At 70.5% G+C, this 26510-nt stretch carries 24 protein-coding genes and 1 tRNA gene; 9 read left to right on the plus strand and 16 right to left on the minus strand.

What is annotated here, in order from left to right; all coding sequences use genetic code 11:
* Window positions 1-61: 61 nt before the first annotated feature.
* From FZO89_RS02095 to FZO89_RS02120, 6 genes are all read right to left on the minus strand, one after another.
* Entirely contained in the window at window positions 62-1039 is a 978-nt protein-coding gene (locus FZO89_RS02095) for a TraB/GumN family protein (protein ID WP_149101709.1), read from the minus strand.
* Window positions 1040-1112: 73 nt separating this feature from the next.
* Window positions 1113-2063, minus strand: coding sequence for a DUF1684 domain-containing protein (locus FZO89_RS02100; RefSeq protein ID WP_187471172.1), 951 nt, complete (start codon window positions 2061-2063; stop codon window positions 1113-1115).
* Window positions 2064-2065: 2 nt separating this feature from the next.
* Window positions 2066-4030: a DNA mismatch repair endonuclease MutL gene (mutL, locus tag FZO89_RS02105; RefSeq protein ID WP_425480410.1), complete on the minus strand. Its 1965-nt coding sequence runs from the start codon at window positions 4028-4030 to the stop codon at window positions 2066-2068.
* Window positions 3930-5477 carry an N-acetylmuramoyl-L-alanine amidase gene (locus FZO89_RS02110; RefSeq protein ID WP_149101711.1) on the minus strand — a complete coding sequence of 516 codons (1548 nt, stop codon included), beginning with the start codon at window positions 5475-5477 and terminating at the stop codon, window positions 3930-3932. The genes mutL and FZO89_RS02110 overlap by 101 nt, the downstream gene beginning before the upstream one ends.
* Before the next feature lie 74 nt (window positions 5478-5551).
* Entirely contained in the window at window positions 5552-6040 is a 489-nt protein-coding gene (gene tsaE / locus FZO89_RS02115; protein WP_149101712.1) for a tRNA (adenosine(37)-N6)-threonylcarbamoyltransferase complex ATPase subunit type 1 TsaE, read from the minus strand.
* On the minus strand, window positions 6037-7539 hold the full coding sequence (locus FZO89_RS02120) for an NAD(P)H-hydrate dehydratase (RefSeq protein ID WP_149101713.1): 1503 nt from the start codon (window positions 7537-7539) through the stop codon (window positions 6037-6039). The genes tsaE and FZO89_RS02120 overlap by 4 nt, the downstream gene beginning before the upstream one ends.
* Before the next feature lie 23 nt (window positions 7540-7562).
* On the opposite strand from FZO89_RS02120, the gene queG reads away from it, so the two are divergent.
* Window positions 7563-8687 carry a tRNA epoxyqueuosine(34) reductase QueG gene (gene queG, locus FZO89_RS02125; protein WP_149101714.1) on the plus strand — a complete coding sequence of 375 codons (1125 nt, stop codon included), beginning with the start codon at window positions 7563-7565 and terminating at the stop codon, window positions 8685-8687.
* A 183-nt stretch (window positions 8688-8870) separates the two neighbouring features.
* On the opposite strand, the gene pgi is transcribed toward queG, so the two are convergent.
* The 5 genes from pgi to pcnB form a co-directional block, all read right to left on the minus strand.
* On the minus strand, window positions 8871-10388 hold the full coding sequence (pgi, locus tag FZO89_RS02130) for a glucose-6-phosphate isomerase (RefSeq protein ID WP_149101715.1): 1518 nt from the start codon (window positions 10386-10388) through the stop codon (window positions 8871-8873).
* 178 nt (window positions 10389-10566) lie between these two features.
* A complete protein-coding gene (panC, locus tag FZO89_RS02135; protein ID WP_149101716.1) occupies window positions 10567-11427 on the minus strand; it encodes a pantoate--beta-alanine ligase in 861 nt (286 codons plus the stop codon).
* Between the two features lie 13 nt (window positions 11428-11440).
* On the minus strand, window positions 11441-12259 hold the full coding sequence (gene panB / locus FZO89_RS02140; protein ID WP_149101717.1) for a 3-methyl-2-oxobutanoate hydroxymethyltransferase: 819 nt from the start codon (window positions 12257-12259) through the stop codon (window positions 11441-11443).
* A 4-nt stretch (window positions 12260-12263) separates the two neighbouring features.
* Entirely contained in the window at window positions 12264-12761 is a 498-nt protein-coding gene (folK, locus tag FZO89_RS02145; protein WP_149101718.1) for a 2-amino-4-hydroxy-6-hydroxymethyldihydropteridine diphosphokinase, read from the minus strand.
* A complete protein-coding gene (pcnB, locus tag FZO89_RS02150) occupies window positions 12758-14095 on the minus strand; it encodes a polynucleotide adenylyltransferase PcnB (RefSeq protein ID WP_149101719.1) in 1338 nt (445 codons plus the stop codon). The genes folK and pcnB overlap by 4 nt, the downstream gene beginning before the upstream one ends.
* 145 nt (window positions 14096-14240) lie before the next feature.
* On the opposite strand from pcnB, the gene FZO89_RS02155 reads away from it, so the two are divergent.
* Window positions 14241-14316, plus strand: a tRNA-Glu gene (locus FZO89_RS02155).
* Window positions 14317-15040: 724 nt separating this feature from the next.
* Complete coding sequence (fdxA, locus tag FZO89_RS02160; protein ID WP_149101720.1) at window positions 15041-15364, plus strand: ferredoxin FdxA; 324 nt, start codon at window positions 15041-15043, stop codon at window positions 15362-15364.
* A 114-nt stretch (window positions 15365-15478) separates the two neighbouring features.
* On the opposite strand, the gene FZO89_RS02165 is transcribed toward fdxA, so the two are convergent.
* Window positions 15479-15997 carry a hypothetical protein gene (locus FZO89_RS02165; RefSeq protein ID WP_149101721.1) on the minus strand — a complete coding sequence of 173 codons (519 nt, stop codon included), beginning with the start codon at window positions 15995-15997 and terminating at the stop codon, window positions 15479-15481.
* Window positions 15998-16022: 25 nt separating this feature from the next.
* Window positions 16023-16928: a 4-hydroxy-tetrahydrodipicolinate synthase gene (gene dapA, locus FZO89_RS02170; protein ID WP_149101722.1), complete on the minus strand. Its 906-nt coding sequence runs from the start codon at window positions 16926-16928 to the stop codon at window positions 16023-16025.
* Window positions 16929-17042: 114 nt separating this feature from the next.
* Here dapA and FZO89_RS02175 point away from each other — a divergent pair, with 114 nt between their 5' ends.
* From FZO89_RS02175 to FZO89_RS02190, 4 genes are all read left to right on the plus strand, one after another.
* The gene (locus tag FZO89_RS02175; protein WP_149101723.1) at window positions 17043-17669 is read left to right on the plus strand and encodes a glycine cleavage system transcriptional repressor; all 627 of its coding nucleotides are present in this window, start codon (window positions 17043-17045) and stop codon (window positions 17667-17669) included.
* 1 nt (window position 17670) lies between these two features.
* Window positions 17671-18153, plus strand: a complete 483-nt coding sequence (locus FZO89_RS02180) for a peroxiredoxin (RefSeq protein ID WP_149101724.1) — start codon at window positions 17671-17673, stop codon at window positions 18151-18153.
* Window positions 18154-18253: 100 nt separating this feature from the next.
* A complete protein-coding gene (locus tag FZO89_RS02185; RefSeq protein WP_149101725.1) occupies window positions 18254-19654 on the plus strand; it encodes a PhoH family protein in 1401 nt (466 codons plus the stop codon).
* A 259-nt stretch (window positions 19655-19913) separates the two neighbouring features.
* Complete coding sequence (locus FZO89_RS02190; RefSeq protein ID WP_262378494.1) at window positions 19914-21797, plus strand: ABC transporter ATP-binding protein; 1884 nt, start codon at window positions 19914-19916, stop codon at window positions 21795-21797.
* A gap of 36 nt (window positions 21798-21833) precedes the next feature.
* Here FZO89_RS02190 and FZO89_RS02195 read toward each other — a convergent pair whose 3' ends face one another.
* Window positions 21834-22379, minus strand: a complete 546-nt coding sequence (locus tag FZO89_RS02195; RefSeq protein ID WP_149101727.1) for a DUF488 domain-containing protein — start codon at window positions 22377-22379, stop codon at window positions 21834-21836.
* 101 nt (window positions 22380-22480) lie between these two features.
* On the opposite strand from FZO89_RS02195, the gene FZO89_RS02200 reads away from it, so the two are divergent.
* Complete coding sequence (locus FZO89_RS02200; protein ID WP_149101728.1) at window positions 22481-23275, plus strand: ferredoxin--NADP reductase; 795 nt, start codon at window positions 22481-22483, stop codon at window positions 23273-23275.
* Between the two features lie 158 nt (window positions 23276-23433).
* Window positions 23434-23856 carry a universal stress protein gene (locus FZO89_RS02205; RefSeq protein ID WP_149101729.1) on the plus strand — a complete coding sequence of 141 codons (423 nt, stop codon included), beginning with the start codon at window positions 23434-23436 and terminating at the stop codon, window positions 23854-23856.
* A gap of 34 nt (window positions 23857-23890) precedes the next feature.
* On the opposite strand, the gene FZO89_RS02210 is transcribed toward FZO89_RS02205, so the two are convergent.
* On the minus strand, window positions 23891-24373 hold the full coding sequence (locus FZO89_RS02210) for a glutathione peroxidase (protein ID WP_149101730.1): 483 nt from the start codon (window positions 24371-24373) through the stop codon (window positions 23891-23893).
* Window positions 24370-26412: an amidohydrolase family protein gene (locus tag FZO89_RS02215; protein ID WP_149101731.1), complete on the minus strand. Its 2043-nt coding sequence runs from the start codon at window positions 26410-26412 to the stop codon at window positions 24370-24372. Before FZO89_RS02215 ends, FZO89_RS02210 begins: the two co-directional genes overlap by 4 nt.
* Window positions 26413-26510: the final 98 nt, after the last annotated feature.

The raw sequence follows: 26510 nt of genomic DNA on the forward strand, positions 1-26510 counted from the left end.
CGGCGGCACCCGGTCGTTGCGACGGGGTGTGCTGCGACGGTGCCTATGCGGGCTCGAACGCTTACCTCGCAGCGCCAGCAGCAGCGCAGGCGCTGCAGATGCGCTCGACCTCGTACCCCTTCGCGCGCAGCTTTTCGACTACGCCGTCCTCGCCGAGGAGGTGTAATGCGCCGACGACGACCAGGGTGTCGTCGGTGCCCGAAGCCTGGAGCTTCGCCTCGAGCTTCGGGACCCAGGCGTCGTTGCGTTCGACGTTGATCCGGCGGTAGAGCTTCGGGAACTGCTTGCGCATGTCCGCGGCCATCCCGCTCCAGAGCGCATCCGCATCGCCCCGGCGCCAGGCAGCGTGGAGTTCGTCGATCTGGGCGCGGCCCTCCTCGGCGGTGGTCAGCGATTCCTGCAGGAACTGCAGTTGTTCTGCCCGGTCCATGCCGTCGAGGAAGGCGATCTGTTCGGCGCCCGTTTCCAGCCCGGCGGTGGGCTTGCCCGCCTGGCTGGCCTTCTGCGCGAGATTGGCGTCGAGCCCCAGCGCCGGATCGAGCCCGGCCTTGCCCATTTCCACGATCGCCACCATCAGCCCGGCGAACCACGGTTCGAACAGTTGCAGGGTCTGCGGCGTCATCTGCAGCTTCTGCAGTTCGGCCGCGTTCGCCTCCAGCCACGCCGCCAGCGCCTGCTTCGTCTCGCCCGGCAGTTCGCTGTCGAGCGCGGTGCCGTCCGTGCGCAGCGCGGCCTGGCCCATCTGCATGCCCAGCGCGGGCGAGCCCAGTTCCTCCGGCGGGATCTCGAACACCAGCTTCTCCGCGTCGGCGAAGGCGGCGTCGACGTCGCGCGACAACGGGTAGTCCTCCGGCTTGAGCAGGTGGAACGAGCCGAGCAGGTAGAGCGAATTGTCGTCGTCCGAGACCTTCCACAGCAGCGGAACGGGCGCGCCGTCGCGCGCGGTGTCGGCGTGCAACGCCCCGGCGAACGCCAGCAGGGCGAAGGCGGCGAACGCGGAACGGAGCAGGTGGCGCGGCGTCTTCCAGCGAGATGTCATCGTGTGTCCTTGTCGGGGTGTGCCAGCGGGATGTCTTCGACGCAGCCTCCGGTACGGAGGTGACCCGGGGCGCTCAGGTCGACGGCCTGACGTACTTCTTCTCGCCAGCGGTGATCGCCAGGTCGAGGCGGTTCTCCGGCGGCGGCAGCGGACAGGTGGCGTAATCGGTGAACACGCACGGCGGGTTGTAGGCGCGGTTGAAGTCGACGAACACCGTGCCGTCGGCGGCCGGTGCATCGGTGTAGAGATAGCGCCCAGCGGCGTAGCTGTCGTGTCCGCTGGTGCGGTCGGCGAATACCAGGAACAGCCCGCCCTCCTCGCCTTCCAGCGCCTCGATCCGGTAGCTGTTTCCGCCATGCTCGAACTCCACGGCCCCCGGGTTGGGCTGCGGCGCCTGCTGGCTGGTGATGTCCATGATCGGAATGGTCTTGCCTGCCGGATGCGGAACGAAGCGCGCGGCGATGCGCCAGGAGGGATCCGCGGGCCAGTAGTCGAGCGGGCCGAGCCCGGTCAGCGTCGCCGCCTCGGCGTGGCTGACGCGCAGCGCCTTGCGACCGTTGCGATCGACCAGGCCCAGCTGGCCCTTGCCCTCGTCGAAGCCCACCAGGGTGGGTGTTCCCGAGATGTCCGGCAGCAGCTCGAACCGGCCTTTGGCCGGCGTACCGTCGACCGTCAGCACCGCATCGGGTTCGGGCGTCAGGAACACCTTGCCGCCCTGCTGCTGCAGCAGCCCCATGCGCTCCGGCCCCTTCGCCAGGCGGATGCCGCTGGTCGCGCCGCTGCCGACGTAGTGCGCAGGCAGCTCGATCCAGTGCAGGCCGATCAGGCTGGCCCAGCCGTGCGGCTGCAGCAGGCGCTCGCGACGCTGCACGCGCCACGCCTCGTTGTCCGCCACGAACGCCGGATCGGCCGGCGCCGTCTCGGCGGTGGCTTGCGCGACATCGCCGCCCGTTGATCCCCCGCCGCACGCAGCCAGCGCGGTCGCCAGCAATGCACACGTCATCCTCGATACGCCCTTCAACATGCTCAACGCCCCCTCAGGAACCAGCGATCGATCTCGGGCAGCGGGAAATGCGCCCAGGTCGGGCGCCCATGATTGCATTGTCCGGAGCGCTCCGTCGCCTCCATCTGCCGCAGAAGCGCATTCATTTCCGGAACCGTCAGCCGCCGGTTGGCACGCACCGCGCCGTGGCAGGCCATGGTCGACAGCAGCTCGTCGCGGGCGCCGCGGATGCGCAGGCTCTCGCCGTGTTCGCGCAGGTCGGCGAGCACGTCCCGCAGCAGGGCCTCGACATCGCCATGCGCGAGCAGGGCCGGCACGCTGCGCAGCAGCAGCGACTGCGGCCCGGCGCGCGACACCTCGAACCCGAGCTCGGCCAGGATCGCGGCCTCCTGCTCGGCCAGGTCGGCTTCGCGCTCGGATACGGCGACGGACTGCGGCACCAGCAACGGCTGCGCGCGCAGGCCCTCGCTGTCGTGCGCGGACTTCAGGCGCTCGTAGCCGATGCGCTCGTGCGCGGCGTGCATGTCGACCACGATCAGGCCGTCGGCCGCCTCGGACAGGATGTAGATGCCGTGCAGCTGCGCGACCGCGTAACCCAGCGGCGGTACTCCGGCCGACTCGTCCGCGCGCGGCAGCACCGGCCGCTCCTCGTTGGCCGCGTACAACGCCGAGTAGGCCGCGCGCGCTTCGTCGACCTGCAGCCGCATCGGCACCTGCGAGGCCGATTGCGGCATCGTCTGCGTCGTGGCCAGCAGCGCACCCGGGAACGACCGTCCCGGCACGCCCGTCGACGCGCCAGAAATCGTGGCGGTCTCCGCCGTCGGGAGGGCCGTGGTGCCCGCGCGCGTTTCCGCCAGCGCGGCATGCAGGGTGCGGTAGACGAAATCGTGCACCAGCCGCGAATCGCGGAACCGGACCTCGTGCTTGGCCGGATGCACGTTGACGTCGACGCGGGTCGGGTCGAGCGCCAGGAACAGCACGTATGCCGGCTGCCGGCCGTGGTACATCACGTCGGCGAACGCCTGTTTCGCCGCGTGCGCGATGTTGCGGTCGCGCACCGGGCGCCCGTTGACGTAGACGTACTGCTGGTCGGCGCTGGCGCGCGAGTACGCCGGCTGCGCGATCCAGCCGTGCAGGCGCAGCCCGGCGCCCTCGTGTTCGATGCGCAGCGCCTGTTTCGCGAAATCCTCTCCCAGCGTCTCGCCCAGCCGCTCGCCGGTGAACAGCCCGCCGCCCGCTTCGGCGAATGCGCGGTAGCGACGCGACGGCTTGCCGTTGTGCGACACGCGCAGTTCCACGTCCGGGCGCGCCAGTGCGAGCGAACGCAGCCATTCCTCGATGTGCCCGAGTTCGGTGCGCTCGGCGCGCAGGAACTTGCGCCGCGCCGGCACGTTGTAGAACAGGTCGCGGACCTCGACGGTGGTGCCGGGTGGCTGCTGCTTCGGGACCACCTCGCCGACGCGCCCGCCTTCCACCGCCAGCGCCGCGCCATGCGCCTGGTCGCCGCGCCGGGTCGCGATCAGGAACCGGCTCACCGACGCGATCGACGGCAGCGCTTCGCCACGGAAACCGAGCGTGGCCACCGCCTCCAGGTCGTCGAGGCTGGCGATCTTGCTGGTGGCATGGCGCGAGACCGCCAGCGGCAGTTCTTCGGCAGGCATGCCGCCACCGTCGTCGCGCACCCGGATCAGGCGCACGCCGCCCTCTTCCAGGTCGATGTCGATGCGGCCGGCGCCGGCGTCGAGCGCGTTCTCGACCAGTTCCTTGACCACGGACGCCGGGCGCTCGACCACTTCGCCTGCGGCGATCTGGTTGACCAGGGTGTCGGGGAGTTGTCGGATCGCCACCCGCGCATGATACCGGCGCGGTGGGCGGGGTGCCTTCCGGCTACGGGCTGCCGCCGGTGCTGGCGACGCGGTCTGCGGCGGCGCGTGCCGCGTACAGCGTGCCCGGAGGCGGCTGGCTGGAGAAGTAGGTGTGCACGCCATCGAGGATCGCGCGCGCCACCGTGCCCTGGAACTTCGGATCGATCAGCCGCTTCTCCTCGTCGGGATTCGAGAGGAACGCGGTCTCGACCAGCATCGCCGGCATGTCCGAGGTGCGCAGCACCGCGAAGTTGGCGCGCTCGATATGCGGCTTGTGGTTGTTGCCGATGCGCTTGAGGCCGGCGAGGATGTGGTTGCCCGCGTCCTCCGAGGCCTTCAGCTGCCCGCTCTGGGTCAGGTCGAGCAGCACGTTGGTGAGCACCGCGTCGCCGGAGGAGGCGACGCGTACGCCGCCGATCAGGTCGGCCGCGTTCTCCTTCTCGGCCAGCCAGCGCGCGCGCTGCGAGGACGCGCCGCGCAGCGACAGCACGTACACGGAAGAACCCTTGGCATTGCGGTTCTCGGCGGCGTCGGCGTGGATCGAGATGAACATGTCGGCCTTCGCCTGGCGGGCGATCCGGGCGCGATTCGGCAGGGGAATGAACACGTCGCGGTCGCGCACCAAGTGCGCGCGCAGGCCGGGGGTGGCGTTGATCTGGCGCGCGAGCTCGCGCGCGATCGCGAGCGTGATGTCCTTCTCGCGCTTGCCGGAAGGACCGATGGCACCGGGATCCTGGCCACCGTGGCCGGCATCGATCGCGATCACCAGGGGCCGTGTCCCCGCGGTGATGGCGCGCGCCGGGGGCGGCGGGGCCGCCAGCGGAGGCGCGGAAGCGGGCGTGACGGCGGCCGCCATGGTGGCTGCCGGGGCCGTCGGCGCGGGAGAGGTCGGCACCGTACGCGGCAACGACTGGGCGTTCGTCGACTGCGGTTGCGGCGGCGATGCCGGGTTCGAGTTCGAGGCAACGGGGGCCTGCGCGGCCCGGCCTGCGGCGCGCAGTTCGGCCACCAGGCGCGAGGTCGCGGCAGCCGACGCCAGCGCCGGATCGCGGGCTGGCGGCCCGGCCGTGGCCGTGGCCGTGGCGGGGGTCGTCGCTGCCGGAGCGGGGGCAGGCGCGGAACGCGCCGTGGAGGTCGCGGCGATCTGCGCGATCGGATCGCCATGCTCCTCGCCCGGCCACTCGATGACCAGTCGCGTGCCCTGCGGGCCCGTCTCGTACCGGGGCTCGAGTGCGACGACCGGGGCGGCGAGATCGAAGACGATGCGGGTAGTGCCCGGCTCCGGCTGTCCGCTGCGGACCGCCTTGACCACGCCCGCCGGCGGCGGCAGGGCGAGCTTGCCCGCCGGCTGGCTTCCAGGCAGGTCCACGACCAGCCGATGCGGATTCTGCAGGGTGATCAGCCTGAAGCCCGCTTCGCGATCCACCTGCAGTTCGGCGCGCGTGCCGGTGGGCCCGCTGCCGAGCTGGACCGCCCTGATTTCAGACGCGTACGCGAGATTCCAGACCAGCGCTGCGAGCAGCGCCAGGCCAAGCAGAATCTGTTGGACGTCTTGCCCCCTCGTGCGCATGTCGATAGTCAATCACTGATGACCTCCATTTGCAACGCACTTTTCCTTTCAAATCGGTCACCTGCCCGTCTTTCCTATGGGTTCGGTTCAGATATCCGATGCAACTCGCCCACTTCTTCCACCCGGCGCAGCCACGCTTCCCCGGACCCGCTCCCGGCGGCCAGAACCGCCGACCGGCCCTCTCCGTCCAGGGCGAGGCGCACATGCAGGTCAGCCGGCGGCAGGGCGGCCGCGCCACGATCCGGCCATTCCACCAGCCAGAGCGCGCCCCGGGCATCGTCCAGGCCGAGGAATTCCAGTTCGCCGGCATCACCGATGCGGTACAGGTCCAGGTGCAGGGCCTCGCCGCCGGTCGCCAGCGGATAGCGCTCGACCAGGGTGTAGGTCGGGCTGCGCACGGTCCCGGTCACGCCGAGTTCGCGCAGCCAGGCGCGTGCCAGCGTTGACTTGCCCGCGCCCAGATCGCCATGCAGGTAGACCACGGACTGCCCCGGCGCGGTCCGCGCGAGGCGGGCGCCCAAGGCGCGGGTCGCGGTCTCGTCCTCGAGGAAGAAGGACGTCACGCCGACGGCCCGCCGTTCGCCCAGGTACGCATTGGGTCCAGCAGGTCGCACGGCAGCAGTCCTCGCTCGCCGGCCTGCGCGGCGGTATCGCCCGCGACCGCATGCAGCAGCGCGCCGCAGCAGGCGGATTCGAACGCCGGGAAGTCCTGCGCGCGCAGCGCGGCGATGCAACCGGTGAGCAGGTCGCCCATCCCGCCCACGGCCATGCCTGGGTTGCCGGCCGCGATCACGCGCGGCACCTGTTCGGGCGCCGCGACCAGCGTGCCCGCGCCCTTGAGCACGACCACGCAGCCGAACATCTCCGCCAGCAGCCGGGCCGCCGCGAAGCGGTTCGCCTGCACTTCGGCGGCGGTGAAACCGAGCAGGCGCGCCGCCTCCCCCGGGTGCGGGGTGAGGATGGTGCCGGCGGGCAGCACCCGGGTGCGCTGCGCCAGCAGGTTGAGCGCGTCGGCATCGAGCACCAGCGGTGTCGACGCCGCCAGCGCCTGTTCGTAGAGCGCGGCGCCCCACTCGCCCTGCCCGAGCCCGGGCCCGAGCGCGATCACGTCCGCCTGCGCCAGCAGCGGTTCCAGCGACCCGCCCGCGTCGACGCCGTGGGCCATGGCCTCCGGGCGACGCGCCAGCAGCGCCGGCACGTGAACCGGCCGCGTCGCCACGCTCACCAGCCCCGCACCGCAGCGCAAGGCCGCCTCGGCCGCGAGGATCGCGGCGCCACCCTTGCCGGTGTCGCCACCGATGCACAGCACGTGTCCGCTGTCGCCCTTGTGGGCATCGCGCACGCGCGGCGCGATCCAGCCGCGCAGGTCGTCCGGGTCCAGCCGGTACGCCGCCACCGGCGCTCCGGCCAACGCCTCGTCGGCCTCGAGCGTGCTCAGTGCCAGCGACCCGGCGGAGCGTGCGGCAGCGCCGGTGTAGAGCCCGGCGTGCGGCGCGAGCAGTTGCAGCGTGTGCGTCGCATGGACCACCCGTCCGGGCGCGCTGCCCCGGTCCGCATCCAGCCCGCTCGGCACGTCCAGCGAGAACACCGGCAGCCCGGAGGCGTTGATCGCATCGATGACCCGCGCCGCATCCGCGTCCGGCTCGCGCGACAGGCCGATGCCGAACAGCGCGTCGACCACCAGCTGCGCGCGGCCGAAGCCGTCGCTGAACGCCTTGATCCGCCCGCCGGCCTCGCGATAGGCCTCGCAGGCGCGCTGCGCGAGTTCGCTGCGCGGGGCGTGCGCCTCGATGCGCAGCACCCGCGCATCGCGCCCGGACTGGTGCGCGAGCCGGCACAGTTCATAGCCGTCGCCGCCGTTGTTGCCCGGCCCGCAGACCACGACGATGCGCTGCACGTCCGGCCAGTGCGCCAGCAGTTCGCGCCAGGCCGCCTGCCCGGCGCGCGCCATCAGCGCGAACCCGTCGCCGAGCCGCGCGGCCATCTCCGCCTCGAGCGCGCGCAGCGCGGCGCCGTCGTACAGCGGCGTGCCGCGATCGTGGGAGCGGGAAACGGCGTCCATCGCCCGGATTCTATACTTCGGGGATGTCCACGCCCGCCGCCCGCACGCCCCTGCCCGACCCGGCCGCGCTCGCCCTGCGCATCAAGGCGCTGGCGCGCGAGGCGGGCTTCCAGCGCTGCGGCATCGCCGGGGTCGAACTCGGCGAGGACGAAGCCTTCCTGCGCGACTGGCTGGCCCGCGGCCTGTACGGGACGATGGACTGGATGGCGCGCCACGGCGACAAGCGCTCGCGCCCGCGCGAACTGGTGCCCGGGACGGTGCGGGTGCTTTCGGTCGGCCTCGACCATGGCCAGGACCCGGAGCAGGCCTGGCGCACGCTCGAGGACGACAGCCGCGCCTACGTCGCGCGCTATGCGCTGGGGCGCGACTACCACAAGCTCATGCGCAACCGCCTGCAGGGTCTCGCCGACCGCATCGCCGGCGAGATCGGGCCGTTCGGCCACCGCGTGTTCGTCGATTCGGCGCCGGTGCTCGAACGTGCGCTGGCGCGCAACGCGGGCCTGGGCTGGATCGGCAAGCACACCTGCCTGATCGACCGCGATGGCGGCTCGTGGTTCTTCCTCGGCGAGATCTACGTCGACCTGCCGCTGCCGGTCGACCCGCCCGCCACTGCGCATTGCGGCAGTTGCGTGCGCTGCATCGAGATCTGCCCGACCCGGGCGATCGTCGCGCCGCACCGGCTCGATGCGCGGCGCTGCATCTCCTATCTCACCATCGAACACGAGGGCGCGATCGACGAAGCGCTGCGGCCGCTGATCGGCAACCGCATCTTCGGCTGCGACGACTGCCAGCTGGTGTGCCCCTGGAACAAGTTCGCGCGGCGCACCGACGAACCGGATTTCCGCGCCAGGAACAACCTCGACCAGGCGACGCTGGCCGAGCTGTTCGCCTGGAGCGAGGACGAGTTCCTGCAGCGCACCGAGGGCTCGGCGATCCGCCGCAGCGGCCACGCGCGCTGGCTGCGCAACATCGCGGTGGCGCTGGGCAATGCGGCGACTTCGCCCGAAGTGGTCGCAGCCCTGCGATCGCGGCGGGAAGCGGAAGATCCCGTGGTGCGGGAACACGTGGCGTGGGCGCTGCGGCGGCACGGCGAATCCGGCGGACCGGCGTCCGCCGTTCCCGCCGGCGGGGAACGGGAAGCCGTCTAGCCCCTAGCCGCGCCCGCGGCGGCGATCTGCAGATTCCTCGCTGCGCTCGGAATGACAGCGTACGGGCGGCTCGACGCCGCCTGCCTGTTCGCATGCTCTCGCTGCTTCGGCATGCTCTAGCTGCTGCTGATCGTGGTCTCGCTGAGTTCTCGTTCGCGACCCGCAATCCGGCGAGTGCGGGCCTCAGCCGCGCGTGGCGATCTCGTCCAGCAACGCCTGCGTCACCGGATCGTCCGCACGCGCCTTGCCCTCCAGCGCCGGCAGCAGCGTGTTCGCCACCTGCTTGCCCAGTTCGACGCCGAACTGGTCGAAGGCATTGATGCCCCATGCCACCGACTGCAGGTAGACGCTGTGCTCATACAGCGCGATCAGCGCGCCGAGCGCATGCGGGGTCAGCGCATCGAGCAGGATGAGCGTGCTCGGGCGGTTGCCGGCGTAGGCGCGATGCGGGTCGTCGCTGGCCTGGCCGTTCGCCAGCGCCTGCGTCTGCGCCAGCAGGTTGGCCAGCAGCGCACGATGGTTCTGCGCGTAACCGTCGTCGCTGCGGACCACGCCGATGAAATCGGCGGGAACCACCTGGGTGCCCTGGTGCAGCGCCTGGAAGAAGCTGTGCTGGGTATCCGTGCCCGGGCCGCCCCACCATACCGGAACGGTGTCTTCGTGCAGCGGCGCCCCGTCCAGCCGGGCCGACTTGCCGAGGCTTTCCATCACCAGCTGCTGCAGGTAGTTCGGCAGCAGCTTCAGGCGCTCGTCGTAGGGCAGCACCGCCTGGGTCGCCAGGCCGAGCGCATTGCGGTTCCACAGCGCGGTCAGGGCGTGCAGGAACACGAGGTTCTCGCGCGGCGCGGCGCCGGCCGCGTGCGCATCGAGTTCCGCCGCACCGGCGAGCAGTTCCTCGAAGCGGTCCATGCCGATCGCCAGCGCGATCGGGAACCCGACGGCCGACCACAGGGAATAGCGCCCGCCCACCCAGTCCCACATCGGCAGGATCCGCTCCGGCGCGATGCCGAACGCGGCGGCACGCTCGACGTTGGCGCTGACCGCGTACACGCGCCCGCCGTCGAGCGCCGCCGCATCGCCGAGCCAGTCGCGGACGATGCCGCCGTTGAGCAGGGTCTCCTGGGTGCCGAAGGTCTTGGAGATCAGGATCGCCGCGGTCTTCGCCGGATCCAGTCCCGCCAGCGTGCGCCGCGCGGCATTGCCGTCGACGTTCGACAGGAAATGCACGCGGAAGCGCGCGCCCGGCAGCGCGAGCGCGTCGGCCACCAGCCGCGGGCCGAGGTCGGAACCGCCGATGCCGACGCTGACGATGTCGGTGACGTCGCTGGCGGCCAGGTGCCCGATCATCTCCGCCATGCGGGTGCGTGCCGCGGCCGCCTGCGCGACGCATTCGCGCGCGAATGGCGCATCCGACGTGGCGCCGCGCAGGGCCGTGTGCAGGGCGGCACGGCCCTCGGTGGCGTTGACCGTCTCGCCATCGAGCAGGCGGCGCATCGCGGACGCGAAGCCGGCGTCCTCGGCGAGCACGAACAGCGCGTCGAGCGCCGACGCATCGAATCCCTGGCGCGCGAAATTGGCGTACAGCGGCCCGACGCGCAGCGCGAGACGGCTCGCGCGCCCCGGATCGTCCTGCAGCAGCCGCGACACCGGGCTACCCGCGAGACGCGTGGCGTGGGAACGAAGGGCCGCGAATTCCGACATGGTCGACTGCCTGTTTCAGTGGTAGGGGAGGACAGAGCCTGGACCGCAGCGCGCTGCCCGCGGCGCCGTGGCCGATACGGACCGTACCCTCCGGCCTGCATTCCGCAGGCAAGGTCCGCGACCCGAGATGCGAAGTATAGGATCGATCGGCGATCGCGCCATGACGCGCGAAGCACGCTCAGGCGGCGGCGAGGACGAACTCGAGGTTGTCGATCAGCCGGGTCCCGCCCAGGCGAGCGGCGACCAGCGCCACGTGCGGCCCGGCGACCGCGCGCCCCGCCGTATCGGACAGGTCCGCGCGCCGCACCACCGCGTAGTCGACATCGAAGGCGTGACGCCGCAGGTGCTTCATCGCTTCGGCCTCGACCACGGCCGGTTCCCGGCCTGCCAGCACCGCGTCGCGCATCGCCTGCAGCGTGCGGTAGATCTCCGGCGCGACCGCACGCTGCGCCGCGTCGAGGTACTGGTTGCGCGAACTCATCGCCAGCCCGTCGGCCTCGCGCTCGGTTTCACCCGCAAGCAGTTCGATCGGGAACGCCAGGTCGCGCACCAGGTAGCGGATCACGGCGAGCTGCTGGTAGTCCTTGCGCCCGAATGCGGCCACGTCGGGTTGCACCTGGTTGAACAGGCGCGAGACCACGGTCGCCACGCCATCGAAGTGCCCCGGGCGATGGGCGCCGTCGAGCACGTCGGTGATGCCCGGCACGCGCATGCGCACGGCCTGGTCGGCGCCGTAGGGATACATGGTGTCCACCGCCGGCAGCCATAGCAGGTCGCAACCGGCGGCTGCGAGTCCGGCGGCATCGCGCTCCGGCGTGCGCGGATAGCGCGCATAGTCCTCGTTCGGCCCGAACTGGGTGGGATTGACGAACACGCTGGCGACCACGCGATCGGCATGCCGCCGGGCCAGACGCACCAGCGAGAAGTGCCCGTCGTGCAGGTTGCCCATCGTCGGCACGAAGCCCACACGCAGGCCGTCGCGCTTCCATGCCGCCACGCGCGCGCGCAGGACGCCGGGTTCGCCGAGGGTCTCGATCATGTCGTTCCCGCGCTCAGTCGTAGGCGTGTTCGGGGCCGGGAAAGCGGCCCTCGCGCACCGCCTCGACATAGGCGCGCGCCGCACCGGCGACCGATCCGCCCCCGGCGAGGAAATCCTTGACGAACTTCGGCCGGCGATGGCCGCTGTCAAGCCCGAGCATGTCGTGCAGCACCAGCACCTGCCCGTCGCAATCCGGGCCCGCGCCGATGCCGATGGTCGGGACCGGCGAGACCCGGGTGATCTCGGCCGCGAGCGCCGACGGCACGCATTCGAGCACCAGCAGCGAAGCGCCGGCCTCGGCCACCGCGAGCGCATCGACGCGCAACCGGTCCGCGGCGTCGGCCTCGCGCCCCTGCACCTTGTAGCCGCCGAAGCGCAGCACCGACTGCGGGGTGAGGCCGAGGTGCGCGGACACGGGGATCTCGCGCGCGGAGAGGAAACGGATCGCGGCCAGCTTGTGTGGTCCCGCCCCTTCGAGCTTGACCATGCCTGCACCGGCCTGCAGCAGCCGCGTCGCGGCGTCCAGCGCACGCTCGGGGGTCGCGTCCGCCTGGAACGGCAGGTCGGCGACCAGCAGTGCCCGGTGCAGGCCGCCGGCCACCGCGCGCACGTGGTAGGCGATGTCGTCGACGCTGACCGGCAGCGTCGAAGCGTGGCCCTGCACCACCATGCCCAGGGAATCGCCGACCAGGACGATATCGACGCCAGCGGCGTCGAGCACCCGGGCGAAGCCGGCGTCGTAGGCGGTCAGCATCGCCAGCCGGCGACCGGCACGACGCGCCTGCGCCAAGTCGGGCACGGTCATGGGCTTGGCGGGGGCGGCGTTGCTCATGTGCCTAGGGTATCGCCTCGATGCCGCCGGCATCCAATGCCGCCAGCGCATCGGCGACGCTTCCGCGCCCGGGGATCGCCGCCTGCGGCGCGATTTCCGCCAGCGGCAGCAGCGCGAACGCGCGCTCGTGCAGGTGCGGATGCGGCACCCGCAGGCCCGGTTCGTCGAGCACGGCGTCGCCGTACAGCAGCAGGTCGAGGTCGAGCGTACGCGGACCCCAGCGGTCGCCGACGTCCGCCGTTCGCTCGCGACCGAAGCGGCGCTCGATCTCCAGCAGCGCATCGAGCAACGCGCGCGCGGGCAGCGTGGTCTCGAGCGTGGCCGCCGCATTGAGGAAATCGGGCTGGTCGCGCCGGCCCCAGGCCGGCGTCCGGTAGATGCGCGAGGCCCCGATCAGATGCGTCTGCGGCAATCCGTCGAGCGCCGCCAACGCCCCGGCCACGGCCTGCGCGACCTCGCCGACGTTGCCGCCGAGGCCCACGCACGCCACCACCGGCCTCATTCGCCGGCGGCGTGGCTGCGCCGACGCCGGCGCCGCCGCTTGCGCGGCGCATCTGCGGTGTCTCCGTCCCCGGACTCGGGCTCGACCGCGGGATGGTGGGCGATCGCCGTATCCGGATTCTGCTGCGCCTCCTGCCAGAAGGCGATGTCCTCCTCGTGCGCCGGCGACGCCGCACGGCGCAGCACCAGGAAGTCGAACGCAGCACGGAAGCGCGGGTGCGACAGGGTCCGCACCACCCGCTTGCGCTGGCGCTGCGAGAAGCGCGACTGCATCAGCCAGATTTCCTGCATCGGCAAGGAGAACCGGCGCGGCAGCGCGATCGTGTCGAGCTGGTGCAGGGTGACGCGGTCGGCGGCGCGGCGCTCGGCCTCCACCGTGTTCAGGCCCTGCGCCTGCAGTGCCATCAGCGAGCGGCAATAGGCCGGCCACAGCAGCACGGCGAACAGGAACGCCGGCGATACCGGCTCGTCGATCGCCACCCGCCTGTCGGTCCCGCGCAGCCCTTCGATCAGCATGTGCCGCAGCGCACCGCTGCGGTTGGCGGCGAGCGCCGCGGCGGTTTCCGGGAACAGCGCGGACAGCAGGCCATGCCGCTCCAGGCCTTCGAAGCTCGCCACCGCATGCCCGGACAGGAACATCTTCAGGCATTCCTCGAACAGCCGCGCCGGGGCCGCCTCGGCCAGCAGCGGTGCCAGCCCCGGCAGCGGGGCGGCGGTGTCGGGTGCGATCCCGAAGTCGAGCTTGGCGGCGAGCCGGATCGCGCGCAGCATCCGCACCGAATCCTCGCGGTAGCGCGTTTCCGGATCGCCGATCAGCCGCAGCACGCGGTTGTTCACGTCCTCGAAACCGCCGACGTAGTCGCGCACGGAGAAATCGGCGATGTCGTAGTAAAGCGCGTTGGCGGTGAAGTCGCGGCGGACCGCGTCGTCCTCGATCGTGCCGTAGACGTTGTCGCGCAGCAGCCGGCCGTCGTCGTGCACCTGGCGATCGCCGCTGCCGTCGTCGATGTTGGCGCGGAAGGTCGCGACCTCGATGACCTCGCGCCCGAACACCACGTGCGCGAGCCGGAAGCGGCGGCCGATCAGCCGGCAGTTGCGGAACAGGTGGCGGACTTCCTCCGGGGTGGCGTCGGTGGCGACGTCGAAATCCTTCGGCTCCAGCCCCGCGAGCAGGTCGCGCACCGCGCCGCCGACCAGGCAGGCGCGATGGCCGGCCTCGTGCAGGCGGTAGAGCACACGCAGGGCATTGGGACTGACGCCCTTGCGCGAGATGGAGTGCTGGTCGCGCGGGATGATCCGCAGCGAAGTCTGGATGGACGGGGCGTTGGTCGGCATCGGGCCTGTTGGTTCCGGGTCGGTGCCGACAGTCGGTAGTCGGCCAGCTTATCGCTGCTATACTAGCAAGCTGCATCGGAGCCATGCCCCTCGGGGTCGGACCGGGCAGCCGGTCGTCCAGCCGGCGCTGCATGCGCAGCACCCTGCTCCCTTCGTCTAGAGGCCTAGGACGTGGCCCTCTCAAGGCTAAAACACGGGTTCGAATCCCGTAGGGAGCGCCATCTTCAGAAAAAGGGCCCGCGCGAGCGGGCCTTTTTTCTTGTGCCGCTCTCGACTCGCCTGCATCCGGCATCTGCTGCGTGTGGACCCGAGCGCGTTTACCTGTCTTGTCTGCGCGCGTCGGACATGAGAAGTCGACGCACGGGGCAAGAAAGCATCCTTCGCACGGGGCGCCGGGCACGGGTGCCCTTTGCCCTTGGGGGCGAATGTCCTCCGGCGACGACCCGCGGCCGTCGCCTCCCCCTTGATTTCGCCCCCAAGGACACCCGCACCCGACGTGAAGGGATCGCGGGCAATCCAATGCCGCCCCGTCAGGCTTGTCAGTTCAAGTCCAGCGGCGGGGCCTCTCGCTCACAAGATCGAGCGCAGCCGAGCCTGGCCGCGGGCGGCGGGCCTTCGCGGCGAAATCAAGGAGGAGGCATCTGCCGACAGGCGGATGCCGGGGGACATTCGCCGCGAAGGCCCGCCGGTCGCGGCCAGGCCCACCCGGTCGCCACGCCACCACGATCGCGCCACCGGACAGCAGCTGCGCGGGCCAGCCTTTGCTCACGATCTCCCCCGCAGACAGGCATGGTCCGCTACCAGGCCGCGGGCCCATACTGCTTCGGATCCCCGCACGACCCGGTTTGACGCCCTGCGCCGACCGCCGATGCGAACGCTTCGCAGCGCATCCGGCACGCGTGCTCTAGAATTTAAGGCCCGCCCCGCAACCCGCACCGGACCCGCATGCCCTTCGTCGTCACCGAGAACTGCATCAAGTGCAAATACACCGACTGCGTGGAGGTGTGCCCGGTCGACTGTTTCCACGAGGGCCCCAACTTCCTGGTGATCGACCCGGACGAGTGCATCGACTGCACCCTGTGCGAGCCGGAATGCCCGATCAACGCGATCTATCCGGAAGACGACGTCCCGGCCGGCCAGGAACACTATGTGGCGCTGAACGCGGAACTTTCCAAGGAATGGCCGGTGATCACCGCGCGCAAGGATCCGCTGCCCGACGCCAAGGAATGGGAAGGCAAACCCGACAAGCTGCCGCTGCTCGAGCGCTGACCTCGAAGGCGGCCTGCCTGGCCCGTCGGCAGGCGCCTGCCGCAACGCACGAAAGGCGCCTCCCGGCGCCTTTCGTCATTCACGGACCGGCATGCCCAGTCCCGATGCCGGTTTTCAGCCGCCGGCGAGCGCCGTCCGCAGTGCCGCGATAAGCCGCTGCGGCGGCTCACCCGCCGCCGGCAGGCCACGCGGATCGACCGCCGACACGTAGGCGCCGGTATCGGTCCGCGTCACCCGCACCAGGAACTTGGCGTCGCCGTAATCCACGTCGTAGGTGCCCAGCAGCTGCGCGCGGTTGACCACGGTAAGGCCTTCGGTGGCGGCCAGCACTTCGCCGACCCGGGCGAAGACCGCGTCCACCTCGCCGGCGACGGCGAAACCGTTGGGCTGCGCGGCACCTGCGGCGGGCATCGTCGAACGGGTCACCGTACCGGTACCGGTTTCGGGCAGTTGCATCGCGCCGGAGGTGTCGGGGCGATCCAGGTCCGGCGGCACTTCCAGCGGACGGTTCTCGGGGCTCGCTGCGTAGAGCTCGCTGCCCTTGCGGAACCACTTGCAACCACTGGTACCCACCACGGCGACGGCGAGAAGGCCGACCGCGAGCAGGCGGATCATGGGGCGGGAAGGACGCATCGGTGTATCTCCTGCGGAAAAAGGGTCAGGCCGCGAGCGGGTCGCGGAGGCTGTGTTCGATCGCCTCGGCCGCCGTGGCGATGCGGGCGGCCACGGCCTGGTGGGTGTCCGGCAGCGGTGTCAGCGGCAGGCGCACGCCGCGGCCGAAGCCGAGCCTGTCGAGCACGGCCTTGACCGGGATCGGATTCGGTTCGAGCGTCGCGAAATCGAAGAACGGCGCCAGCTGCGCATTCCAGGCCTCGGCCTCGGAGCCCTGTCCCGCGCGGGCCAGGTCGCACAGCCTGCGGATCGCGGCGGGAATGATGTTCGCCACCACCGAAACGAGGCCGTCGGCACCGGCGAGCATCCCGCGGGCCGCAGTCGCATCGTCGCCGCAAAGCACGGCGAAACCCGAGTCGCGCAGCGCAAGCCAGGCCTGCATGCGCGCGGGATCGGCGCTCGCCTCCTTGATCCCGACGATGCGCGGATGCGCGACCAGTCCGGCGACCGTATCGGGCAGGAGATCGCAACCGGTGCGTTGCGGCACGTTGTACATCACCAATGGCAGCGCATCGTCGTCGGCAATCGCCTTGAAGTGCGCGAGCAGGCCCGCCTGGGTCGGCCGCACGTAGGGCGGCACCACCACCAGCGCCGCGTCGGCCCCGAGCGCGGCGGCGCGTCGGGTCGCCTCGATGGTCCGGGCGGTACCCGGTTGCCCGGTTCCGGCCAGCACCGGGACGCGCCCTGCCACGCACTCGACCGCGGTCCGCAACAGCGCGTCGTGCTCGCTTTCGTACAGGGAAGCGGCTTCGCCGGTGGAACCCGCCACCACCACGGCCTGGGTACCGCCCTCGATCTGGGCATGCAGCAGTCGGCGCCAGGCGTCAAGATCGAGCTCGCCTGTCACCGTGAACGGCGTCGCCAGCGCGGTGATGCTGCCGGAAAGTCGCAAGTGGAAGGGTCTCGTGCGAAGCCCGTGCGCGGGCGCAGGGACGGATGATCGGGATGCGGCATGTTACTTGCGGCGCGGAAGCACGGGCAAGTATGCTGGCCACGGCGCCCGGCCATGCCCGGGCTGCCGTTCAGAACCGGAAGCATCACAGAATCACACGCCGCGGACGCCGCCTTGACCGATCCAGATACCGCATCCCGGCCCTCGCCGAGCGAGAACTACCTGCTGATCAACGCCTACACGACGCATCCGGCATCGCCGCTGCTCGCCGTGTCCAGGCGCATCGCCGACAGCGGTTGCAACCTCGTCGACACCCGCCTGTCGACCGTCGGTCGCGACGTGTCGGTGACGGCGCTCGCCACCGGCTCCTGGGATTCTGTCGCCAAGCTCGAGGCCATGCTCACCCGGCTCGAGCGCGAGGAGGAGCTGAAGCTGGTGTGGTACCGCACCGGCCCGAAGCCCGTGCAGTCGAACCTGCTGCCATACATCGTCGAGGTGGTGGCCGCCGACAAGCCGGGGATCCTGTTCCAGCTCGCCGACTTCTTCGATCGCCAGGGGATCACCATCGAGAGCCTGCACTGCTCGCGCTATCGCGCGATGCAGACCGGCGCCGACATGTTTTCCGCGCAGGTCACCATCGGCGTGCCGGCGAACATGCACATCGCCGCGCTGCGCGACGACTTTCTCGAGTTCTGCGACCACCTGAACCTCGACGCGATCATGGATCCGATGAAGTTCTGACATGGTGCAGGTCGGCAAGGCGCTCCCGAAGTCCACGCTGCGGCTGCCGCTGGCGCTGTCGGGCGGCGGCAGCGCCACCCTCGCCGACCACGCCGGCCACTGGCTGGTGCTGTATTTCTACCCGAAGGATTCCACGCCCGGCTGCACCACCGAAGGCCTCGACTTCAACGCGCTGTTGCCGGACTTCTCGCGCCTGGGTGCAAACATTCTCGGCGTCTCGCGCGATTCGGTGAAGTCGCACGACAACTTCTGCGCGAAGCAGGGCTTCGCCTTCTCGCTGGTCAGCGACACCGACGAGGCGCTTTGCAGGGCCTTCGACGTGATCCACGAGAAGAACATGTACGGGCGCACCGTGCTGGGCGTGGTGCGCAGCACCTTCCTGATCGCGCCCGACCACCGCCTCGCCGCCGAATGGCGCAAGGTGAAGGTCGCCGGCCACGCCCAGGCCGTGCTCGACGCACTGAAGGCCGCGCAGGCCACGTGATCCATCCGTTTCCCACCCCGCATCGCCGCCCTGCCCCGCAGGCCGCGGCGGCGCGCCGCTGCCCACGACCGAACGCCCACCGGAGCCGAACGTCCCGATGATGACCCAAGGCAAGCGCCTGTACGTGCTCGACACCAACGTGCTGATGCACGATCCCACCGCGCTGTTCAAGTTCGAGGAACACGACGTTTTCCTGCCCATGCAGGTGATCGAGGAGCTGGACAACGGCAAGAAGGGCACGTCGGAAGCCAGCCGCAACGCGCGCCAGGTCAGTCGCTTCATCAACGAGCTGATCGAGGCCCAGGGCAGCGACAAGATCGAGTCGGGCCTGCTGCTGCAGCGCCCGAACGGACTGCAGCTGCGCGGCGCGGCCAGCATCGGCAAGCTGCGCTTCCAGACCACGGTGCCGAAGGAGGACAAGACCTCGTTCGGCGCGGTGGCGCCGGACAACCGCATCCTCGGCGCGATCCTGCAGCTGCGCCGCGACGAGCCGGATTTCCCGGTGGTGTTCGTCTCCAAGGACATCAACCTGCGGATCAAGGCCGCGATCGCCGGCATCGTCAGCGAGGACTACGAGAACGACCGCGCGCTCGACGACTTCAGCCTGCTCTACACCGGCGCGAACCCGCTGCCGGAGGACTTCTGGCAGCGCTACGGCAAGGACCTCAAGTCCTGGACCGACAAGGGCCGGACGTTCTACGAAGTGGCGATCGGCGCCGACGACGACTGGTATCCGAACCAGTACCTGTACCTGCCCGGCGACGACGAGGCCGAGTTCCGGGTCGCGCGCGTGGACGCCGGCAAGGCGGTGCTGCAGATCGTCGACGACTACCGCGGCAGCCAGCACGCGGTCTGGGGCATCACCGCGCGCAACCGCGAGCAGAACTTCGCGCTCAACGCACTGATGGACCCGGAGATCGACTTCGTCACCCTGCTCGGCACCGCCGGCACCGGCAAGACCCTGCTGGCGCTGGCCGCGGGCCTGGCGCAGACGATGGACCAGCAGCGCTACCGCGAGATCATCATGACCCGCGCAACCGTCAGCGTGGGCGAGGACATCGGCTTCCTCCCGGGCACGGAAGAGGAAAAGATGACGCCGTGGATGGGCGCGCTCACCGACAACCTGGAGGTGCTCACGCACAACCAGGAAGGCGGCAGCTGGGGACGGGCGGCGACCAACGACCTGCTGGCCTCGCGGATCAAGATCCGCTCGCTCAACTTCATGCGCGGCCGCACCTTCCTCAGCCGCTGGCTGATCCTGGACGAGGCGCAGAACCTCACGCCCAAGCAGATGAAGACGCTGATCACCCGCGCCGGCCCCGGCACCAAGATTGTGTGCCTGGGCAACGTGGAACAGATCGACACGCCCTATCTCACCGAGACCACGTCGGGCCTGACCTACGCCGTCGACCGGTTCAAGGACTGGGCCCACAGCGCGCACGTGACCCTGCGCCGCGGCGAGCGCTCGCGCCTGGCCGACTACGCATCCGAGGTGTTGTAAAGCCCACACGTAGCCCGGATAAGCGCAGCGCATCCGGGACACCGCGCCATCATCCGATGGCGTCCCCGAGTATCGGGGTGGTCGTGGCTTCCCCGGATGCGCTGCGCTTATCCCCGGGTGCGCTATCCCCGGGTGTGCTTTGCTTATCCCCGGATGCGCTTTGCTTATCCCCGGATGCGCTTCGCTTATCCGGGCTACGCGGGCGACGGTCCCGCGATACCGTCACGACACGCGCGCGGGCGCCATGCACAATGCGGCCATGAGCGAACGCGCCGCCGATGCCGCCCCCAAGCCCAGCCGCGCCGACACCCGGCCGAGCTTGCGCGAGCGCTTCGACGCGCTGCGCAACATCCCGCCGTTCCTGCGCCAGATCTGGGCCACCAGCCGCGCGTTGACGCTCACCAGCATCGGCCTGCGCGTGGTCCGCGCATTGCTGCCGGTCATGATGCTCTACGTCGGCAAGCTGATCATCGACGAGGCAATCCGCCTGGTCGGCCTGGGCCTGGCCTTCGAGTCGATCGGCGAGGCCTGGCGCGGCGGCCAGCTCGACCACCTGCTGTGGCTGCTGGTGATCGAGTTCGCGTTGGCGATCGTGTCCGACCTGCTCGGCCGGATCGTCAGCTACGCCGATTCGCTGCTGTCGGAACTGTTCACCAACGCCACCAGCATCCGCCTGATGGAGCATGCGGCCACCCTCGACCTGGAGGATTTCGAGGACCCGGACCTGCAGGACAAGCTCGACCGCGCCCGCCGCCAGACCATGGGCCGCATGAACCTGATGGGCCAGCTGTTCGGCCAGGTCCAGGATTCGATCACGGTGGTCAGCTTCGCCATCGGCCTGCTGGTGTACGCGCCGTGGCTGATCGCGCTGCTGGCGGTGGCGCTGATCCCGGCGTTCGTGGGCGAATCGCACTTCAACGCCCTGGGCTATTCGCTCAACTTCCAGTGGACGCCCGAGCGCCGCCAGCTCGAGTACGTGCGCCAGACCGGCGCCAGCGTCGAGACCGCGAAGGAAGTGAAGATCTTCAACCTGCACCACTTCCTGGTGGACCGCTACCGCACGCTGGCGCAGAGGTTCTTCCTCGCCAACCGCGCACTGGCGCGGCGGCGGGCGGTCTGGGGCACGCTGCTGGCGGCGCTCGGCACCCTGGGGTACTACATCGCCTACGGCTACATCGCCTGGCGCACGGTGCGCGGCGATTTCACCATCGGCGACCTGACCTTCCTCGCCGGCAGCTTCCGCCGCCTGCGGCAGTTGCTCGAAGGCCTGCTGATCGGCTTCTCCCAGGTGGCGGGCCAGGCGCTGTACCTCGACGACCTGTTCTCTTTCTTCGAGGTCGAGCCGGAGATCAAGTCGCCGCCCGACGCGCGCGCGTTCCCGCGTCCGATCCGCCAGGGCTTCGCGTTCGAGGACGTGGGTTTCCGCTATCCGGGCGCGGACCGCTGGGCGATCCGGCACATGGACTTCGAACTGCGCGCCGGCGAGGTGCTGGCGCTGGTGGGCGAAAACGGCGCCGGCAAGACCACCCTGGTCAAGCTGCTGGCGCGGCTGTACGACCCGGACGAGGGGCGCATCCTGCTCGACGGCCACGACCTGCGCGAATACGACATCGACCAGCTGCGCGCCAACATCGGCGTGATCTTCCAGGACTTCGTGCGCTATCACCTCACCGCCGGGGAGAACATCGGCGTCGGCCAGATCGACCGCATGGACGACCGGGCCCGGATCGAGGACGCCGCGCGCCGGGCCATGGCCGACGAGGTGATCGCCGGGCTGCCCGACGGCTACGACCAGCTGATCGGGCGCCGCTTCAAGACCGGCGTCGACCTGTCCGGCGGTCAGTGGCAGAAGATCGCGATCGCGCGCGCCTACATGCGCGACGCGCAGGTGATGATCCTCGACGAGCCCACCGCCGCGCTCGATGCGCGCAGCGAGTTCGAGGTGTTCCAGCGCTTCAAGGAACTGTCCGACGAGCGCACCGCGGTGCTGATCTCGCACCGCTTCTCCAGCGTACGCATGGCCGACCGCATCCTGGTGCTGGCGGACGGCCGGGTCGAGGCCAGCGGCACCCACGCCGAACTGATGGCCCAGGGCGGGCGCTACGCCGAACTGTTCGAACTGCAGGCGGCGGGCTACCGCTGACGCCGGCGGCCGCACCCGTGTACGGGTCCGCCGCGGTCACAGGTCCAGCCGGCCCTGCGCGTCGGCCGCCGCCGTGTAGTCCAGCCGCCCGTCGACGATCCGGGCCGCGCCCGTCCACGGGTGCTCGCGCGCGTCGCCCGGCGCCATCAGGTGGAGCACGGTCCAGCCGCGGGCCTTGGCGTCGTCCGCGATCAGGCTGCGGTGGCAGTTCCACCACATCGCTTCGGCGCACATCACCGCGGTCGGTGCCCGACGCGCGAGCGCGAACAGCCGTCCGCGCGCCGCGGCATACCCGGGCGTGTCCATGTAGTCGGCATAGCCGCGGAAGCTCGCGTTGCGCCAGGCCGTGTGCGGTGAATCCGGCCGCGCCCGGCGGCGCCCGCCCAGTTCGGGCATCGGCACGAAGTCGATGCCCGCGTCAGGCAGGCTGGCGGCCAGCGCGTCCGCGCCGAACTGAGGATGCCGCCGCGAACCCGGATGCCGGCGCACGTCGGCCACGCAGGCCACGCCCGCGGTCTGCAGCATCTGCACGAAGACCGCGAGCGGTCGGGTCGAATGGCCGATGGTCCAGAGCGTGTCCATGGCGGCATCGTGCCAGTCGGCATGTGGACAAGATGCCCACGCGATGAGAATCGTTCGCAGCTGTAGAATAGCCGGCTGCCACCACCATCCGACCCCACCGCATGTCTTCCGCCTTCGGCACCGAGACGGTGCTGGACGTCCGCCACTGGACCGACAGCTACTTCAGCTTCACCACCACCCGCGACGACGGCTTCCGTTTCGAGAACGGTCAGTTCGTGATGATCGGTCTGGAGGTGGACGGCCGCCCCCTGCTGCGCGCGTATTCGATCGCCAGCGCGAACTGGGAGGAGCAGCTGGAGTTCTTCAGCATCAAGGTGCCCGACGGCCCGCTGACCTCGCGCCTGCAGCACATCGCGCCGGGCGACACCCTGCTGGTCGGTCGCAAGCCCACCGGCACTCTCCTGATCCACGATCTGCATCCGGGCCGCAACCTGTACCTGCTGGGGACCGGCACCGGCCTGGCGCCCTGGCTGTCGGTGATCAAGGACCCGGATACCTACGGACGCTTCGAGCGCGTCGTCGTCGCCCACGGCGTGCGCGGCGCGGGCGACCTCGCCTACCGCGACTACATCCTCAACGAGCTGCCGCGCCATGCGCTGCTCGGCGAGCAGATCGCGCCGCAACTGCTGTACTACCCCGCGGTGAGCCGCGAAGCCTTCGAATGGGAAGGGCGCGACCACCGCGGTCGCCTCACCGACCTGCTCGACAGCGGCCGCATGGCGGCCGACCTCGGCCTGGACCCGCTGGATCCGGCGCGCGACCGGGCGATGATCTGCGGCAGCCCGCAGATGCTGGCCGACTTCCGCGCGATCCTCGACCGCCGCGGCTTCGTCGCCGCGCCGCGCATCGGCACGCCGGGCGACTACGTGTTCGAGCGCGCCTTCGTCGAGAAATAGGACGCGGCAACCCGCGCCGGGCACGGTGCGTGCGCCACGCGTCGATGGCCGGCCGGATCCGGCCGTGGCCGGCGGTGCACGGCGTTGTGCGGTGGGCGTTTTCATCCGGCGGCGACGGTCCGTCGTAGAATCGTCGCAATACGAAGAGGAAAGCGACGATGAAGATCCTGGTTCCGGTCGACGGCAGCGACATCAGCACCCGCGCGCTGAAGCACGGCATGGAGCTGGCCAAGGCCCTCGGCAAGCCCGGCAGGCTGGTGGTGGTGGTGGTGGACGACACCCTGTTCCCGGGCGCCGAGCGCAAGATGGGCTCGGAAGCCGCCAACGCCTATCACGCCGAGAACTTCGCTCGCATGCTGGCACCCGCGAAGAAGCTCCTGGCCCGCGGCAAGGCCGACGCGGAGTTCGTCGAGATCGCGGGCGACGTGGCCGATGGCATCCTCGAAGCGGTCGCCGGCCACAAGGCCGACCTGATCGTCATGGGCTCGCGCGGCGCAGGCGCGATCAAGGGCGCACTGCTCGGCTCGGTGTCGATGAAGGTGCTGTCCGAGACCAAGGTGCCGGTGACCATCGTGCATTGAGCACGGCTGCGGCATGCTGCAGCCGTGAGCAGGTTCAGCCGAGCGCGGCCTCGATGTCGTCGCGCAGGGATCCGGGCGCAGTGGTGGGCGCAAAGCGTTCGCGCACCTGTCCGTCCCTGCCGACCAGGAACTTGGTGAAGTTCCACTTGATCGCGTCGATGCCGAGCAGCCCACCCTTCTCCTGCTTCAGCCACTGCCACAGCGGGTGCGCGCCTTCACCGTTGACCTCCACCTTGGCGGACATCGGGAAATCGACCTCGAAGTTCAGCGAGCAGAACTCGCGAATCGCGGCCTCGTCGCCCGGCTCCTGCTGGCCGAACTGGTCGCAGGGGAACCCGAGCACCACCAGCCCGCGCTCGCGATACTCGCGCCACAGCTGCTGCAGGCCGGCGTACTGCGGCGTGAAGCCGCATTTCGAGGCGACGTTGACGATCAGCAGCACCTTACCCGCGTACTGCGACAGGGCGAGCGGCTGGCCGTCGATCGCGGTGGCGGAAAAATCGAACGCGGTGGTCATCGGCCGCGCTCCGCCGCCTGCACCTGCACCGGCCCGGCGAACGGGCGGATGCCGAGTTCGGCATGGATTTCGGCGGGGTAGTACACGACGTCGCCCTTGATGACGGTGGCCACCTTGCGGATGTCGGCGATGTCCGCGACGGGGTCGCCATCGACCAGCACCAGGTCGGCGAGCTTGCCGGGCGCGATGCTGCCGAGCCGGTCGAGGACCCCGGAGTACTTCGCGCCGTTCCAGGTCGCGACCTGCAGCGCCTGCGCCGGCGTGAGCCCGGCGCGCACGTACAGCGCCAGCTCGTGGTGCAGGGTGAAGCCCGGCACCTCGTCGGTGCCCGCCACCAGCGGGACGCCGGCGCGGTACGCGCGCCCGACGAACTCCACCATCCTGTCGAACGAGGCGCGGTAGCGCTCGCCGGTGGCGTCGTCGGGGATGTCCATCTCGGCCGCACGGCGGTTGCGCTGCACGTCCGGCGGCAGGTGCTCCTCGATGCCGGCGAAGATCGGCGACATCTGGCCGTCGCGCTTGTGCAGGAACTCGAACGTGGCCAGGGTCGGGTCGATCACGATCCGCCGCTGCGCCAGTTCGGCGATGAACGCCTGCACCGGCTTCGAATCGAGATCGAGGTCGGCCACTTCGCGCGCCGGCAGGTAGAAACGCTCCAGCGTGCGCGTGTCGGTGTCCGGCTCGACCAGGAAGTTGAGCATCAGCTGGTTGATGTGCTGGATCTCGTCGTAGCCGGCGTCGACCGCGTCCTGCGCGCGCAGGAACACGGGCACGTGCCCGCTGACGCGCAGTCCGCGCTCGTGTGCGTAGGCGACGGTCTGCGGCAGGATCTCCTTCGGGAACGAGTTGTAGACCTTGATCTGCGGGTAGCCGTGCTGCGCGTACCAGTCGATCGCCTCGCGGGCGCCGGCGAGGTCGCTGACCACGAAGCCGTTGCGCGCCGACTGCTCGCTCTCGCCCTCGAGGAAACCGGTCGCGACGATGCGCGGCATCAGCAGCTTGCCCGCGCGTTCCTCCGCCATGACCTGCTGCAGGGTGGCGTTGTCGTTGCCCATGTCCCGCACCGAAGTGACGCCGGCGGCGAGGTTGAGCCCGCCGCTCCAGCGGTCGATGTGGACGTGCATGTCGAACAGGCCCGGCAGCAGCACCCGGCCGGCCGCGTCGATGACATGGTCGGCGGCCACGTCCGTTGCGCCGTCGCCGGAGATCGACACGATCCGCCCGTCGCGCAGCAGCACGTCGGTCGGCGGCCCGAGCACCGCGCGCTCGCTGTCGAACACGCGCGCGCCGCGGATCAGCGTGGTCCCGTCGATCGGGTGCGCCAGTCGCTGCTCCAGCGCGACCAGGGCCTCGCCTTCGGCAGTCTTCTGGGTCGCCTCCAGCGCGTCGGCATTGTCCTGCCAGCCGTCTTCGATCAACTGCAGGAAGCCGGGGAAGATGAAGGCGAACAGCCGCGGTCGCGGCTCGTCGGTGGCCCAGGCGAAGACCGGAGTGAAACCGATGCCGGTCAGCGCCAGCAATTGCACCTGGCGCGACTCGTCGCCCTTCTCCACCCGCGCCTGCGCCACCTTGCGCGCACTCAGCGTGCCGCCGGGAATGAGCGGCAACCTGCCGTCCTCGCGCGCGGCCAGCGCGGCAATGGCCACCGACGCCGCCGCCGGCGTGCCGCCGAGCGGCGAATACTGCGCGCCCGACTCGACCCGCTGCTCTCCCGAATCGGAGGTGGAACGCCAGCGCGCTACGCCGTCGACCAGGTCGAAGCGCTCATCGACCGGCGCGCCGAATGTCGACGTACCCGTGACCCGGTAGGTACGGAAGGTACCGTCCGGATTGAGCGTGAACTCCTCCTTCAGCTCGGGGCCGCGGCCGTTGTCCTTGAAGATGAAGTCGACCCGGGTCACCCCGTCGTCGCCCTCGACCACCGTCTGCTGCCCCGCCTGCTTGCCGCCATCGACCAGGGCGACGTAGCGCAGCGTCTGCGCGGCATGCAGGGGCGCGGCCAGCGCCAGCGCAAGGAGGAAAGTCAGGCAGCGCTTCATGGTGGAATCTCCCTTGCGGACGGTCCCGCGCGGCGGGCGCCGCGCCTGGAGGGGTCGAGCCGCAGTGTAGTGCGGCCGCGCGACGCTGGCGCGCACCC

Source organism: Luteimonas viscosa, from assembly GCF_008244685.1.
In the GTDB taxonomy this organism is placed as follows: Bacteria; Pseudomonadota; Gammaproteobacteria; order Xanthomonadales; family Xanthomonadaceae; genus Luteimonas; species Luteimonas viscosa.

Excerpts from the sequence above, each read along its gene's own strand:
- FZO89_RS02185 (WP_149101725.1), top strand. The coding sequence starts at position 18,254 with ATGACCCAAGGCAAGCGCCTGTACGTGCTCGACACCAACGTGCTGATG.
- FZO89_RS02195 (WP_149101727.1), bottom strand. The coding sequence starts at position 22,379 with ATGGACACGCTCTGGACCATCGGCCATTCGACCCGACCGCTCGCGGTC.
- FZO89_RS02100 (WP_187471172.1), bottom strand. The coding sequence starts at position 2,063 with ATGTTGAAGGGCGTATCGAGGATGACGTGTGCATTGCTGGCGACCGCG.
- panB (WP_149101717.1), bottom strand. The coding sequence starts at position 12,259 with ATGAGCAACGCCGCCCCCGCCAAGCCCATGACCGTGCCCGACTTGGCG.
- FZO89_RS02120 (WP_149101713.1), bottom strand. The coding sequence starts at position 7,539 with ATGGACGCCGTTTCCCGCTCCCACGATCGCGGCACGCCGCTGTACGAC.
- pcnB (WP_149101719.1), bottom strand. The coding sequence starts at position 14,095 with ATGCCGACCAACGCCCCGTCCATCCAGACTTCGCTGCGGATCATCCCG.
- folK (WP_149101718.1), bottom strand. The coding sequence starts at position 12,761 with ATGAGGCCGGTGGTGGCGTGCGTGGGCCTCGGCGGCAACGTCGGCGAG.
- FZO89_RS02190 (WP_262378494.1), top strand. The coding sequence starts at position 19,914 with ATGAGCGAACGCGCCGCCGATGCCGCCCCCAAGCCCAGCCGCGCCGAC.
- FZO89_RS02165 (WP_149101721.1), bottom strand. The coding sequence starts at position 15,997 with ATGCGTCCTTCCCGCCCCATGATCCGCCTGCTCGCGGTCGGCCTTCTC.
- queG (WP_149101714.1), top strand. The coding sequence starts at position 7,563 with ATGTCCACGCCCGCCGCCCGCACGCCCCTGCCCGACCCGGCCGCGCTC.
- FZO89_RS02110 (WP_149101711.1), bottom strand. The coding sequence starts at position 5,477 with ATGCGCACGAGGGGGCAAGACGTCCAACAGATTCTGCTTGGCCTGGCG.
- FZO89_RS02175 (WP_149101723.1), top strand. The coding sequence starts at position 17,043 with ATGCCCGGGCTGCCGTTCAGAACCGGAAGCATCACAGAATCACACGCC.
- FZO89_RS02205 (WP_149101729.1), top strand. The coding sequence starts at position 23,434 with ATGAAGATCCTGGTTCCGGTCGACGGCAGCGACATCAGCACCCGCGCG.
- FZO89_RS02180 (WP_149101724.1), top strand. The coding sequence starts at position 17,671 with ATGGTGCAGGTCGGCAAGGCGCTCCCGAAGTCCACGCTGCGGCTGCCG.
- pgi (WP_149101715.1), bottom strand. The coding sequence starts at position 10,388 with ATGTCGGAATTCGCGGCCCTTCGTTCCCACGCCACGCGTCTCGCGGGT.
- panC (WP_149101716.1), bottom strand. The coding sequence starts at position 11,427 with ATGATCGAGACCCTCGGCGAACCCGGCGTCCTGCGCGCGCGCGTGGCG.
- FZO89_RS02095 (WP_149101709.1), bottom strand. The coding sequence starts at position 1,039 with ATGACATCTCGCTGGAAGACGCCGCGCCACCTGCTCCGTTCCGCGTTC.
- FZO89_RS02200 (WP_149101728.1), top strand. The coding sequence starts at position 22,481 with ATGTCTTCCGCCTTCGGCACCGAGACGGTGCTGGACGTCCGCCACTGG.
- FZO89_RS02215 (WP_149101731.1), bottom strand. The coding sequence starts at position 26,412 with ATGAAGCGCTGCCTGACTTTCCTCCTTGCGCTGGCGCTGGCCGCGCCC.
- fdxA (WP_149101720.1), top strand. The coding sequence starts at position 15,041 with ATGCCCTTCGTCGTCACCGAGAACTGCATCAAGTGCAAATACACCGAC.
- mutL (WP_425480410.1), bottom strand. The coding sequence starts at position 4,030 with ATGGCGTGCACACCTACTTCTCCAGCCAGCCGCCTCCGGGCACGCTGT.
- FZO89_RS02210 (WP_149101730.1), bottom strand. The coding sequence starts at position 24,373 with ATGACCACCGCGTTCGATTTTTCCGCCACCGCGATCGACGGCCAGCCG.